At 70.1% G+C, this 12,220-nt stretch carries 10 protein-coding genes; all 10 read right to left on the minus strand.

Annotated features, from left to right (window positions below):
- Positions 1–15 precede the first annotated feature (15 nt).
- The 10 genes from PFX98_RS19040 to PFX98_RS19085 all read right to left on the minus strand — a co-directional run bounded on the left by PFX98_RS19040 (position 16) and on the right by PFX98_RS19085 (position 12,133).
- Entirely contained in the window at positions 16–1,041 is a 1,026-nt protein-coding gene (locus PFX98_RS19040) for a type IV pilus biogenesis protein PilM (protein ID WP_285232062.1), read from the minus strand.
- On the minus strand, positions 1,041–3,722 hold the full coding sequence (locus PFX98_RS19045) for a DUF6701 domain-containing protein (protein WP_285232063.1): 2,682 nt from the start codon (positions 3,720–3,722) through the stop codon (positions 1,041–1,043). The genes PFX98_RS19040 and PFX98_RS19045 overlap by 1 nt, the downstream gene beginning before the upstream one ends.
- Positions 3,719–4,189 (minus strand): pilus assembly FimT family protein, encoded by a 471-nt coding sequence (locus tag PFX98_RS19050; protein WP_285232064.1) that lies wholly within the window; start codon positions 4,187–4,189, stop codon positions 3,719–3,721. Before PFX98_RS19050 ends, PFX98_RS19045 begins: the two co-directional genes overlap by 4 nt.
- A complete protein-coding gene (locus tag PFX98_RS19055; protein WP_285232065.1) occupies positions 4,170–4,988 on the minus strand; it encodes a PulJ/GspJ family protein in 819 nt (272 codons plus the stop codon). Before PFX98_RS19055 ends, PFX98_RS19050 begins: the two co-directional genes overlap by 20 nt.
- A complete protein-coding gene (locus tag PFX98_RS19060; protein WP_285232066.1) occupies positions 4,975–5,547 on the minus strand; it encodes a type IV pilus modification PilV family protein in 573 nt (190 codons plus the stop codon). The genes PFX98_RS19055 and PFX98_RS19060 overlap by 14 nt, the downstream gene beginning before the upstream one ends.
- Before the next feature lie 52 nt (positions 5,548–5,599).
- Positions 5,600–6,019: a pilus assembly FimT family protein gene (locus tag PFX98_RS19065; protein WP_285232067.1), complete on the minus strand. Its 420-nt coding sequence runs from the start codon at positions 6,017–6,019 to the stop codon at positions 5,600–5,602.
- A 65-nt stretch (positions 6,020–6,084) separates the two neighbouring features.
- Positions 6,085–6,471, minus strand: coding sequence for a pilin (locus tag PFX98_RS19070; RefSeq protein ID WP_285232068.1), 387 nt, complete (start codon positions 6,469–6,471; stop codon positions 6,085–6,087).
- A 134-nt stretch (positions 6,472–6,605) separates the two neighbouring features.
- Positions 6,606–7,838, minus strand: coding sequence for a type II secretion system F family protein (locus PFX98_RS19075; protein WP_285232069.1), 1,233 nt, complete (start codon positions 7,836–7,838; stop codon positions 6,606–6,608).
- 5 nt (positions 7,839–7,843) lie between these two features.
- On the minus strand, positions 7,844–9,595 hold the full coding sequence (locus PFX98_RS19080) for a GspE/PulE family protein (protein WP_285232070.1): 1,752 nt from the start codon (positions 9,593–9,595) through the stop codon (positions 7,844–7,846).
- A gap of 6 nt (positions 9,596–9,601) precedes the next feature.
- Complete coding sequence (locus tag PFX98_RS19085) at positions 9,602–12,133, minus strand: GspE/PulE family protein (protein ID WP_425334625.1); 2,532 nt, start codon at positions 12,131–12,133, stop codon at positions 9,602–9,604.
- Between the last annotated feature and the right edge of the window lie 87 nt (positions 12,134–12,220).

Below are 12,220 nucleotides of genomic sequence, written 5' to 3' on the forward strand. Positions count from 1 at the left end.
CGGCTACTTCCGGCCCTAGAGCACGCGCTCGTCCTGGCGCAGCAGGGCGCCCAGTAGGGGCAGGCAGGCGGCATAGGCCGCGGGCCCATGGGCGGCGGGTTCGAAGCCGGGGAACAGCGCGGCCGGGTCGATCGCGCTGGTGCGCAGGCCCAGTTCGCGCTGCAACAGGGCCGCCAGCTCCTGGCCATGCTCGGGCGCCGCGAGGTACAGCCTGGCCAGCGGCAGGTCGGGCCAGGAGCGCTCCCAGACATCGATGGAGCGCTGCAGCTCCAGCACCAGGGGCGAGGATTCGAGCTCGGCGTCCAGGCCGTTGAACGCGAGGTCGTCGCCGGGCATGTACTCATAGCCCAGCGGCGCGGGTGCGTCGGCCTTGGGCGCGCCGGTCTGGGTGGCGCGCTTGAGCAGGCGGGCATCCCAGTCGAGCCGGCGCGTGTAGAACAGCTCGCCATGCGCGCAGATGGTGAGCAGGCATTGCGTGCCCTGCAGCAGCAGCGCCGCGGTGGCGCGCTTGCTCAGCTCCTCGGCCGCGGCGGCGGCGCTCTGCAGATTGCGCAGCGCGGTCTCGGCGATGTCCACCACGTCCAGCGGCATGCCGGCGGCCGCGCCGAGCTTGCTGACACGCTCGATCGCGCGGTTGCTGCCCGCCACCACGAAGAGCTGCTTGTGTGCGCGCGGCTGGTCGTCGCCGACATGCATCACGTCCAGGGTGAGCTCGTCCAGCGGCACCTCCAGCAGGTCCTTGATCTGCCAGCGCGCGGCCGCCTTGAGTTCGTCCTGCGGCACATTGGGGGTGTCGATCTTGAGGATCTGGTAGGCATCGGCATCCAGCAGGGCCAGCACCTCGCCGCCGGCCAAGCCCAGCGCGGCGAGCTGGCGCTGCAGGGCCTCGTCGGCGGGCTCGCCCAGCTCGATCAGGCCCCAGCGCTCGGGGGCCAGCGGCGCGCTGCCGCCCTTGGGTGCCTGCAGATAGGCGAGCTGCTGACGGCCGAGCTGCAGCACCACGCGGCTGTTCGATCTGGCGCTCTGCCAGGGCCATCGCATCAGTAGTTCTCCCGCTGGTAGATCAGGTTGGGGCTGCTGCCATAGAGGCCGAAGCTGGCGCGCGCCGAGGGGTCCTTGTCGTAGCTGCCGCCGGCGGTACACCAGCCGCCCTGCAGGAAGGCGAGGTTGGCGCTGCTGCCGGCCGCCGGGTTCGGGCTCCAGGGCGCCAGGCAGGCGGCATCGCTGCTGCCGAGCTTGATGCTGAGGTCGTAGCTGCCCGCGCGCCCGCCGCCGGGCGCGGCCAGGATCAGGCGGGCACGGCCGCTGGCGAGTTGCACGGGGCTGTTGGTCAGGATGGCGTCGGCGGGGATCAAGCTCTTGCGGTAGTTGCCAAAGTTCAGCTGGGCGGCGCTGATGCCGGTGCAGCTGTCGGCGCTGTTGGTGGCGAAGGCGCTGCCGTTCCAGTATTCCGCCTGCATGGGCATGAGCAGATTGCGAAGCTGCGAGCCTATGGCATTTTGCAGGCGCAGGCGACCGAAACGCAGCGGCACTGTGGCAATCAGGCTGCGATCGTTTACCCCATCGGCGGGGCTGTCGGTATCGAGATCGAGGCCGGCCATGCCCACGCCGTCCTGGTCGACCGGCGCGACGCCCAGGCGCAGCGCATCGGCACCCTCGAAGGGGCCGTCGGGCCCGCCGCTGGCGCGCAGCGCCGCCACGGTGAGCTTGAGATCGCTGCTGACGCCCTGGCTCCAGCTGCCGCTGCTGAGCAGCGAGAGCCGCAGCGGCACGCCGCTGCTGAGGAAGCGGGTGCTGCCGGCTACCCCCGTCAGTTGCCAGACGGCGCTGCTGCCGAGGTCCAGGCGCGCAAAGCTGCCCTCGTAGTTGAGGGTGGTGGCGCCCAGCGCATTGCGGGCCGTGAGGGTCAGGGCTTGCTCGAAGTTCTCGCCCAGGTAGTTGAAGGTGGAGGCCGGGGCGCAGGTGAGATTGCTGCGCAGCTTCAGCGCGCCGGCGCTGACCGCGAAGCCCGCGGGCGTGAAGCGCCCCACCACGGCGCTGGGTGCACCGCTGGCATTGAAGACCAGGGCGTCCAGGTTCACGCCGGGGCTGCCCAGGTAGTTGCTCACCAGCGCGGCGCTGGCGAGCTGGAAGCTGCCCACCTCGGTGTACTGCAGCGTGCCGATGGTCTTGCTGCCGCCGCTGAAGCCGCTCACCGTGCCGTTGTTGAGGCTGCCCAGCACGCCGCTGGCCGGGGTCTGCGAGCCGGCCAGCGGGCTCAGGTTGACGGCGGTGTTGAAGGAGGGCGCCAGGCCACCGGCGCTCACCTGCGCCAGGCTGGCACCGGCATCCGGCACGCCATCGCCATTGGCATCGGCGCCGGCGCTCCAGCGGTAGGCGCCCACCGTGGCGCTGAAATCGGCGCCGGCCTTGCCGAACACCGCGCCGCTGGCGCTGCTGTTGGCGGGGTTGGCGACCGCGCCCATGGCGATGCCCGAGACCACCAGGGCAAAGGGGCGCAGCGTCAAATCGCCGCTGCTGCCGCTGATGGTGCTGGCGGCGTAGCCGAGCGAGTCGTCGTCGAGGTTGAGCGCGAACTTGCCGATGTCGCTGCTGCTCAACACCAGGCTGGCGACGCCGGCGCTGAAGTTCAGGCCGATCAGGTTGTTTCCGGCCGGGCGGCTCGCCGGCACGGCGGCCAGGGCCGGCGCGACGATGCCCGGCGCCGTCCACGGGCCGCCGGTGTTGCCGGTGTCGCTGCGCCAGAGCTTGAGGTTGCGTGTGCCGCTGTAGTCGCTTGCGATGCCGCAGCTGCCGGTGCCGGGGTCCTTCTTGATCAGGCTGACCTGCAGGTCGTGGTTGCGGCCGGCCACCGCCACATTGCTGCCGGCGATCTGGTTGCCGAGGTCCTCGGCCCAGACAAAGGCGTTGTCGCGGTACTGGATGGTGGCCGAGACGGTGCTGCTGGCCGGGACGGTGTTGTCGACCACGGTGACGCTGAGGTTCTGCGCCAGGCTGTGCGCCAGCCTGAGCCTGACCGCACCGCCATCCGCGGCCGCAAAGCTGTAGCTGGCCAGGCCGCTGTTGGCCGCGCCCGGGCTCAGCGTGCCGGCCGGGGCCGGGCCGCTGCCGGCGCTCCAGTTGCCGCGGCCGGTGGAGGTGCTGAGACTGACCGTGCCGGTATAGCCGCTCAACGTGTTGCCGTTGCCGTCCCGGGCGGTGATGGTGAGGGTCTGCGGCAGGCAGGTGGAGGCGCTGCCGGTGCCGCCGATGCCGAAGCCTGCCAGGGGCGGGGCGGCGTTGACGGTGATATTGACCGTCCGCGAGGTCTGGGTCTGATACTCCGTGAAGGTGATGGAGCGGCTGCCGGCGCTGGTGGCGATGTAGCGCAGGCTCAGCACGGCGACGCGGTTGCCGTTGTTGCCGGGAACATAGACCGAGTACCTGGCACCACCCGAGACATAGACGTTGTTGCAGTCCCAGTCGATGGAACTCGCGCAGCCCGCGTAGCTGAAGCCGGCCGGCGCGTTGTCGCCCACCTGCATCGCACCGCCCTGGCAATGGTCGTAGAAGATGGTCAGGTTCACCGTGACGGTGGCGCCTACGGTCACGTTGCTGGGGCTGGCCGTGACGGCGCCCAGGCTCATGCTGCAGGCGCTGGCGCCGGTGCTGCAAAGCCATTGCAGCGCCAGCAGCAGGCACAGGCGCAACAGGCGCAACGGGTGCAAAGGCCGGCGCATCATGGCCGCACCACCGTGCGGCTCAGCTGCCGCTCCGCATAGCTGGGCTGTGGCGTGCCACTGGCCGGGCAGGCGCCGGCCGCCGGGGCGTTGCAGGCGTTCGCCACCAGTTGGTAGAAGACCAGGCTGCTGGCGCCGTCGCTCGCGCTGCTGCGCTGGCAGCTCACCGTCACCACGAAGTCGCCCAGGCTGATATTGGTGTTGCCCGGGCAGGCGGGGGCCGGCGCCGGCGGTGCCGGCACGCGCAGCACCTGGAAGCTGGCCCATTCCAGGCCGGCAAAGGCGGCCTGGTAGGCGCGCGCGGCGTTCAGCTCGGCGGCCGAACCCAGATGCTGGCGCTGGCTGAAGCGCGCCATCGCCGCGCCCAGCGCGGCCAGCACCACCAGGATGAAGATCACCGACACCATGGTGAAGCCATGCTGCTGCTGCGCGCGCCGCGGCCGCCTTGCCTCAGGGCTGGTTGTCGACATGCAGGGCATGGTGCAGGGTAATGGTTTCGTCGCCGCTGGCGGCGGTGCTTTGCAGCGTGAGGCGCAGCGTCACCAGGGCGGCGCGCGCCGCCGCGGCGGCGGCGCTGTAGCTGAAGCTGCAGGCCTTCACGCCGCGCGCCAGCAGCGCGGCACTGCCGCCCGCGGGCGGATCGGGCTGCGCCGCCACAAAGCCATAGCCGCTGTAGCGCGTCAGCGTGGCGGCGGCCAGGTCGCAGCGGTAGCTGACGGGCTGCTCCACCGCAAACACGCGGTAGGGCGGGGTCGCGAGCGCGACCGGCAGCCCGGCCGCATTCGACATCGTGATGCTGCTGGCGAGGCCGGCGCCATTGCTGGCGCTGCGGCGGTTGGCGCCGACATAGGCGTCGGCATCCGGGTTGTCGGCGCCCAGGTTGTAGAACACCAGCTGCTGGCCGCTCGCGAGGGCAAGACCCGGCCCCACGAGATCGAAGGCGTTGTCGGCAACGCCGAAGTCCAGCCGGCCGGCGCCCTCGGTGGCGTAGCGCGCCGCGCCGCTGCTGGGGATCAGCTCCAGGCTGGCGCCGCCGGCGCTGCTGAGCGTACGTACGCTGTTGGGCAGGGCCACGGCGATGTCGCGGCCGATGCGGCGCAGCGCCGTGTCGGCCTGGTCCACCAGCTGCGCGCGCGCGCTGCTGGCCAGGTAGCTGCGCACCGGCGCGACGATGAAGACCGACACGATGCCGGCCACGATGCCGGTGAGCGTGATCACCAGCACCGCCTCGACCAGGGTGAAACCCTTTTGCAGCTCAGAGCGCGGCATTGGGCGCATGGCGGGTGCGGTAACCCTGCAGGCTGATGGTTTCGCCACCCGGGCCGCTGACGGTGACGGTGATCTGCAGCGCATCGCCGCTGCCGGCGTTGATGCTGCCCAGGTCGGCCGCCGCGACCGTGATGCTGGCGTTATAGCGCTCCAGGCCGCTGACGGCGCTGTCGCTCAGGTCGCGGATGCCGCTCATGCTGAAGCCGTGATAGTCGTTCACATTGTCGAAGGGCGTGCTGCCGGCGTAGCGGGTCTCGCCGGCCTCGGGGCCGAGGTTCTCGGGCTGGCTGCAGGCCGCGCTGTCGGCGGCCTGGTCGGCGTTGGCATCATCCGGGTCGCAGAAGGTGAAGGGCATCAGCTGCACCTCCTGCAGCAGCGACTCGGCAATCGCCAGCGCCTGGCGGCGGATCATCGGATCGGCGCTCCTGGCACCGGCCTGCACGAAGATCTGCAGCACGCCCGCCAGCGCCGCGCTCACCACCACCATGAAGACGATCAGCTCCACCAGGGTCAGGCCTTGCTGACCGGCGCGGCGCGAGGGATGAAGGTGGCTGGGCATGCGTGGGAGGCTCCAGGCCGCATGCTAGCCGCTGCAGCCCCCAGGCAAGGGCTCAGGGAAGGCGGAAAACCAGCCCAGTTTCCTGTTCCAGCTGATAGGCCTGGCTGTAGGCGCCATGGGCCACGGTGATGGTCAGACTGGTGTTGCTGCCGCTGAGGCTGCGGCCGCTGTTGCCGGCGTTGAAAGTGAAGCTGCGCGTGCCGCCCTCGGCGATGCAGGGGCTGGTGCCGGCGGGGCAGTCCAGCGTGCCCAGGCTGGCACCGCCCACATAGGCGAAGGCGATGCCGTCGCCGCTGATGGTGGCGACGATGGGGCGGCGCTGCGTCAGGGCCTGGCGCTGCATGGCGGGCAGTTCGGCCAGCAGCTGGTCACCGAAGGCGCGCAAGCGCCAGTCGGTGGTGTCGATCAGCCGGGGCAGGGCGATCACCGCGAGCGCGCCGATCAGCACCATCACGATGATCAGCTCGATCAAGGTAAAACCCGCCACGGGCCGTCGCGGGCCGGTGGCGGGTGGGTGGCAGGCGCGCGCGCCAGGGCTCACAGAATGCCGATGGCGCTGAAGGTGGCGCTGTGGCCGTTGCCGTCGGTGATGGTGCAGGTGACCGTGGCGCCGGGCGCGATGGCGGCCGCGGTGATGGTGTAGGTCGAACCATTGCCGGTGGGCAGCACGCCGCCCTGCAGGGCGCTCGCGACGCTGGTGCAATTGTTGATCGCGACGCCATTGGCGGCGTTGACGGTGCGGGCCGAGAAGTTGATCGACGAGGCCGAGCTGAGCGCGCCCGCCACGCCGTTCAGCGCGGCCGCCTGGGCGTCGCCGCGCAGGTCGACGAACCTGGGCAGGGCCACGGCGGCCAGCACGCCCAGGATGACGATGACCATCACCAGTTCGATGAGGGTGAAACCAGCTTGCGTCGTTTGCTTCATGGAACGGAACCTCTGTTGATGCCTTGAATCGGCCCGGCCGGGCAGGGCCCATGGACCCAGCTTAGCCGGGCATACCCTCGGCTCATCGTCCAAATGCGGCCACACTTGAGCGCGATTTGGGCGCCGGCGTGAAATCAGCCACGCCCCATGGCCGCCTGGCCCAGATTCCACAGCGGCAGGAACACGCCCAGCGCCAGCATCAGCACCATGGCGCCGATCAGCAGCAGCAAAATCGGTTCGATCGCGGCCGACAGGCCCTTGATGGCGTAATCGGTTTCGCGCTCGTACATGCCGGCGATCTCGACCATCAGGTTGTCGAGCTCGCCGGTCTCCTCGCCCACCGCAATCATCTGCAGCACGATGGGGGTGAATACGCCCGCCGCGGTGGCGCAGCGCGAGATGCTTTCGCCGCGCTCCACGCCATCGCGCATCTGGTCAATGCGCGCGCCGATGAAGGCGTTGTCCACCGTCTGCGCCACCACCGTCATGGCCTGGCTGATCGGCACGCCGCTGCGCGAGGCGAGCGCGAAGCTGCGCGCGAAACGCGACAGCGTGGCCTTCAGGATGATGGGGCCGGCGATCGGCAGGCGCAGCTTGAGGCGGCCCCAGCGGTAGCGGCCGACCGCGGTGGCGAGCCAGCTGCGCGTGGCCAGCACCGCTGCCGCCGCGGCGGCCAGCAGGCCCGGCCACCATTTCAGCATCCAGGCCGAGAAGCCCAGCAGCAGCCGCGTCATCAGCGGCAGCTCGGTCTTGAAGCCCGCGAACACCGCTGCAAAGGTGGGCAGTACGAAGATGTTGATGACCACCAGGGCGATCGCCATCGCCACCACCACCATGGTGGGGTAGCGCAGCGCCTGCTTGATGCGGGCGCGCGTGTCGATCTCGAACTCGAGGTGCTGGCCCAGGCGCTCGAACACCTCGGTGAGGCGGCCGGTCATCTCGCCCACGCGCACCATCGCCACGTAGAAGGGCGTGAACACCTGCGGGTGGCGGGCCATCGCGGTGGAGAGTTCGCGCCCCTGGTCGAGGCTGGAACGCAGATCCTGCAGCAGGCCGATCATGGCCGGCTGCGCGGTGGAGGCCTCCAGGCCGGCGAGCGCGCGCAGGATGGGCACGCCGGCCTTCTGCAGGGTGTAGAGCTGGCGCGTCATCACCAGCAGGTCCACCATGCCGACCGGGCGCGCGCGCATTGCCGCCCACCAGTCCTGCCGGGGCGCGGAGAGGCTGCTGCCGGCCGGCTTGATGTCGATCGGGATCACGCCGCCGGCGCTGAGCTGCGCGGCCACCGCGTCCATGCCCTCGGCATCGATGACGCCGCTGAGCTGCTCGCCGCGGTTGTTGCGGCCGCGCCAGGCGTAGGACCTCACCGGGCTCAGTCTCCGGCGTCGGTGGCGATGCGCATGGCCTCGGCCACCGTGGTCTTGCCCTGGCGCACCAGCGCCAGCGCGCCATCGGCCAGGGTCTTGCCGCGCAGGCGCTCGCGCGAGGCGCGCATGAAGGCCTGGCTGTCGCTGTGAGTGATGGCCAGGGCCATCTCGGTGTCGATCTCCAGCATCTCGTAGATGCCGCGCCGGCAGTGGTAACCGGTGCCGTTGCAGACCGAGCAGCCGCGCCCGCGTTGGCTCTGCAGCGGCTTGCCGTCTTCGGCGTTGGCGGCCAGCCAGGCGGCCTCCTGTGGCGAGGGCTCGTGCGGCTCGGCGCAGTTCTCGCAGATCGCGCGCAGCAGGCGCTGGGCGATCACGGCCTGCAGGCTGGTGGCCACCATGAAGGGCGGCGCGCCCATGTCCAGGAGGCGGAAGGGGGTGCTGGCGGCGTCCTTGGTGTGCAGGGTGGAGAGCACCATATGGCCGGTGATGGCGGCACGCAGGCCGATCTCGGCGGTCTCGGCATCGCGCATCTCGCCCACCAGGATCACGTCCGGGTCCTGGCGCAGGGTGGCGCGCAGCACGCGCGAGAAGCTGAGCTCGATCTTCTCGTTCACCTGCACCTGGGTCAGGCCCGGCAGGCGGTATTCGACCGGGTCTTCCACGGTGATGATCTTGTGCTGCTCGGCGTTGATCTCTGCCAGCGCGGCGTACAAGGTGGTGGTCTTGCCCGAACCGGTGGGGCCGGTCACCAGCACCATGCCCGAGATGCGGCCCAGCAGCTCGCGAAAGCGCGCCAGCATCTCATCGGGCATGTGGATCTGGTCCAGGCGCCGGATCGCCGTGCCCTGGCCCAGCAGGCGCATCACCACCGATTCGCCATACTGGCCGGGCAGGGTGGAGAGGCGCACGTCGATGGTGCGCTCGCGCAGGCGCAGCGAGAAGCGGCCGTCCTGCGGCAGGCGCTTCTCGGAGATGTCCAGGCCGGCCATCAGCTTGAGGCGCTGGGCGATCGCCGCGGCGATGCGCTTGTCGGCCTGGGTCTGGGTCTGCAGCACGCCGTCGATGCGGTTGCGTATCAGCAGCTCGGTTTCCTGCGGCTCCACATGCACGTCCGAGGCACCCGCGGCGGCGGCGTCCTCGAACACCGATTGCAGGAGGCGCACCACCGGCGCGCCCTCCTGGCCCACGCTGGCCTGCAGGGCGCCGAAGTCGACGGCGTCGCCGATGTCCTTCTCCAGCGCCTTGGCCAGGCCGGAGATCTCCTCGCTGCGCCGGTAATGGCGGTCAAAGGCGGCGGGCAGCTGGCTCTCGGCCACCACCGCCATGCTGATGCGGCGCTTTAGCAGCCGGCTCAGCTCGTCGAAGGCGAACAGGTCCAGCGGGTCGGCCATCGCCACCAGCAGGTAGTCGCCCTTGTCCTCCAGCACCAGGGCCTTGAAGCGGCGCGCCGGCGTCTCCGGCAGCAGGCGCACCAGATCGCTGCGGGTCGGGAAGCTCTTCAGGTTGACGAAGGGCACGCGCAGCTGGCGCGCCAGCACATGGGCGAGCGCCTCTTCGGTGATGAGGCCGGCATCGATCAGCAGCCGCCCCAGCTTCTTGCCGGTGGCGCGCTGCAGCTCCAGGCTCTGCTGCAGCTGCGCTTCGCTGATCAGCTGCTGCTGCACCAGCACATCGCCCAGGCGCAGCTTCTGCGGCCGGCCGGTGGTGTCGGGGGCGGCGGGAGTTGCTGGCGTTGCGGGATTGGCGGCGGTGTCCATGCCGGCTCAGTTGTTGCTGGTGGCCCGCACCTCGGCGAGCGTGGTGATGCCCTGCAGCACCTTGACGATGCCGTCCTGGCGCAGCGTGCGCATGCCCTCGGCCATGCCGGCCTGCTGGATCTCCTCGGCGCGCGCGCCGGTCTGGATCAGGCGGCGTATCGGCCGCGTCACGCTCAGCAGCTCATGCAGGCCGGCGCGGCCCTTGAAGCCGGTCTGGTCGCACTGCGTGCAGCCGGGGCTGTGGAAATGCATCAGCTGGCCGTTCACGCCATGCTCGGTCAGCCAGCCGGCCAGCAGCGCCTCGCGCGTCGGGCGCTGGTCGGCGGCGAAGGCATGCAGGTAGTCGTCCATCAGCTCGGTCAGCGCGGCCTCGCCGATGGGCTCGGAGCGGCGGCAGCTGGGGCACAGGCGGCGCACCAGGCGCTGCGCCAGCACGGCCAGCAGCGAGTCGGCGAAGTTGAACGGGTCCATGCCCATGTCCAGCAGGCGCGTGACGGTCTCGGGCGCGCTGTTGGTGTGCAGGGTGGAGAGCACCAGGTGGCCGGTCAGCGAGGCTTCCACGGCGATCTGCGCGGTCTCTTCGTCGCGGATCTCGCCCACCATGATCACATCGGGATCGGCGCGCAGGAAGGCGCGCAGGGCCTTGGCAAAGGTCCAGTCGATCTTGGGATTCACCTGCACCTGGCGCAGGCCGGGCTGGGTGATTTCGACCGGGTCCTCGGCGGTCCAGATCTTGCGCTCGGGCGTGTTGATCTGACTCAGCACCGAGTGCAGGGTGGTGGTCTTGCCCGAGCCGGTTGGGCCGACGCACAGCACCATGCCATAGGGGCGCTGCACCGCGGCCTCGAGCTCGCGGCGGTTGTGCGGCGAGAGGCCCAGCTTGTCGATCGGGATCGGCTTGGCCGAGGCCAGGATGCGCATCACCACGTCTTCCAGGCCGTTGCTGGTGGGAACGGTGGCGACGCGCAGCTCCAGTTTGTGCTGGGGCGAGAAGCGCGCGAAATTGATCTTGCCGTCCTGCGGCTTGCGGCGCTCGGAGATGTCGAGGTCGCACATGATCTTGATGCGCGCGATCATGGCGCTGCGATAGGTGTGCGGCAGCTCCAGATAGGGATGCAGCGCGCCATCCTTGCGGAAGCGGATCTTGAGCTTCTCGCGCCCCGGGTGGGTCTCGATATGGATGTCGGACACGCCCTGCGCATGCGCTTCGATGATCATGGTGTTGATCATGCGCACCAGCGAGTTGTCGCTCTGCTCGATCGGGCTCTCGTCTTCGCGCGAGCTGCTTGCCAGGCCTTCGCGCTCCAGCGTCTCGACCAGCTTGTCGGCGTTGTCGAGCTCGAAATCGGCCTGCAGCGTCGGCAGCCCGAAGTCGCGGCTGCCGATCGGCTCGGAGCCGAAGCGGCCATAGGCGGCCGGGATCGCAAAGGCCAGGCTGCCCAGCTTGGCCAGCGTGGGCACGAGCTTGAGCTGGGAGACGAACTCGGCCTCGTCGATGGCGTCGCGCCGCGTCGGGTCCTCCATCGCCACGATCAGCTTGCCCTCGCGCAGCACCAGCGGCAGGATCTCAAGGCGCTTGGCCACCGACAGCGGCAGCTTGCGGATGGCGTCGGGCTCGACCGGGAAATGCTCCACGTCGACGAGCGGATAGCCCATCTTGCGCGCCAGCGCCGACTGCAGCTGCTGGCGGCTCACGATGCCCTTGCGCACCAGCAGCTCGCCCAGCGGCACCGAGCGGTCCATGCGTTGCTGGGCCAGCGCGTCGTCAAGCTGCTGCTGCGACACCAGGTCCAGCGCCAGCAGGGCCTCGCCGATGCGCACCATGGGCATGCGGGCCTGCTGCTCGATCGCCTGCAGCAGCTGATCGGCGGTGACGATCTGCTGCGCCACCAGGATGTCGCCGACGCGGCGGCTGCGCAGCTGCAGCTGCTCGCGTGCGGCTTCCTCGACCTGCTCCTCGGTGGCCAGGGCGTCCTGGACCAGCACCTCGCCGATGCGCTCACCGAGCTCGAAGTTGCCCAGCACCTCGCGCGGTATGAAGATGCAGCGCACCGCATCGTTGCCCTCGCTCAGCGGCGGGAACAGGAACAGGCCGTTGTGGTCGTGGCAATGGCCGATGGTGCTGCCGCTGATCTCGCCGCCGCCGTTGAAATGCACCTTGAAGCTGCTGCGCGGACGCTGGTCCAGGCTCAGGCGCACATCGGGCTGGTCGGTCTCGCGCGGCGCGGCCGGGATCACCCGCATCAGCTTGAGCGCGCGGATCTGCCCGAACTTCACCATCATGGCGTTGCGCGCCGGCGGCACGTTCACCTGCAGGGTGCGTTCGGCCGCCGAGATCTGCAGCACCGAGCCGACCGTGCGGCTGTTGTTGATGCCGATGATCTCGCAGGCCTCCGGGCCCAGGTGCGGGCTGGGCTCGGGGTAGGCGGCAAAGGGCGGGGTGGGCCAGTGGAACTGCGCGTCGGGCGCCGCGTCGGAGCCGCTGTCTGGCTTGGGCGCATAGGGCCAGCTCAGTGGGGCGGACAGATCTGCGGACATCGCGTGGCTCCTGCGGGAAATCGTTGGGCTGGACGGGCAGGGCGATGCAAGCGCCACGGCACCTCGTGCCCGCATGCTAAGGCCTGG

Origin of the sequence: Paucibacter sediminis (assembly GCF_030254645.1) — a bacterium.
GTDB classification, from domain to species: Bacteria; Pseudomonadota; Gammaproteobacteria; order Burkholderiales; family Burkholderiaceae_C; genus Paucibacter_B; species Paucibacter_B sediminis.

Coding starts and splice junctions, on each gene's coding strand:
- PFX98_RS19040 (WP_285232062.1), bottom strand. CDS start 1,041: ATGCGATGGCCCTGGCAGAGCGCCAGATCGAACAGCCGCGTGGTGCTG.
- PFX98_RS19070 (WP_285232068.1), bottom strand. CDS start 6,471: ATGAAGCAAACGACGCAAGCTGGTTTCACCCTCATCGAACTGGTGATG.
- PFX98_RS19080 (WP_285232070.1), bottom strand. CDS start 9,595: ATGGACACCGCCGCCAATCCCGCAACGCCAGCAACTCCCGCCGCCCCC.
- PFX98_RS19085 (WP_425334625.1), bottom strand. CDS start 12,133: ATGTCCGCAGATCTGTCCGCCCCACTGAGCTGGCCCTATGCGCCCAAG.
- PFX98_RS19055 (WP_285232065.1), bottom strand. CDS start 4,988: ATGCCGCGCTCTGAGCTGCAAAAGGGTTTCACCCTGGTCGAGGCGGTG.
- PFX98_RS19050 (WP_285232064.1), bottom strand. CDS start 4,189: ATGTCGACAACCAGCCCTGAGGCAAGGCGGCCGCGGCGCGCGCAGCAG.
- PFX98_RS19060 (WP_285232066.1), bottom strand. CDS start 5,547: ATGCCCAGCCACCTTCATCCCTCGCGCCGCGCCGGTCAGCAAGGCCTG.
- PFX98_RS19045 (WP_285232063.1), bottom strand. CDS start 3,722: ATGATGCGCCGGCCTTTGCACCCGTTGCGCCTGTTGCGCCTGTGCCTG.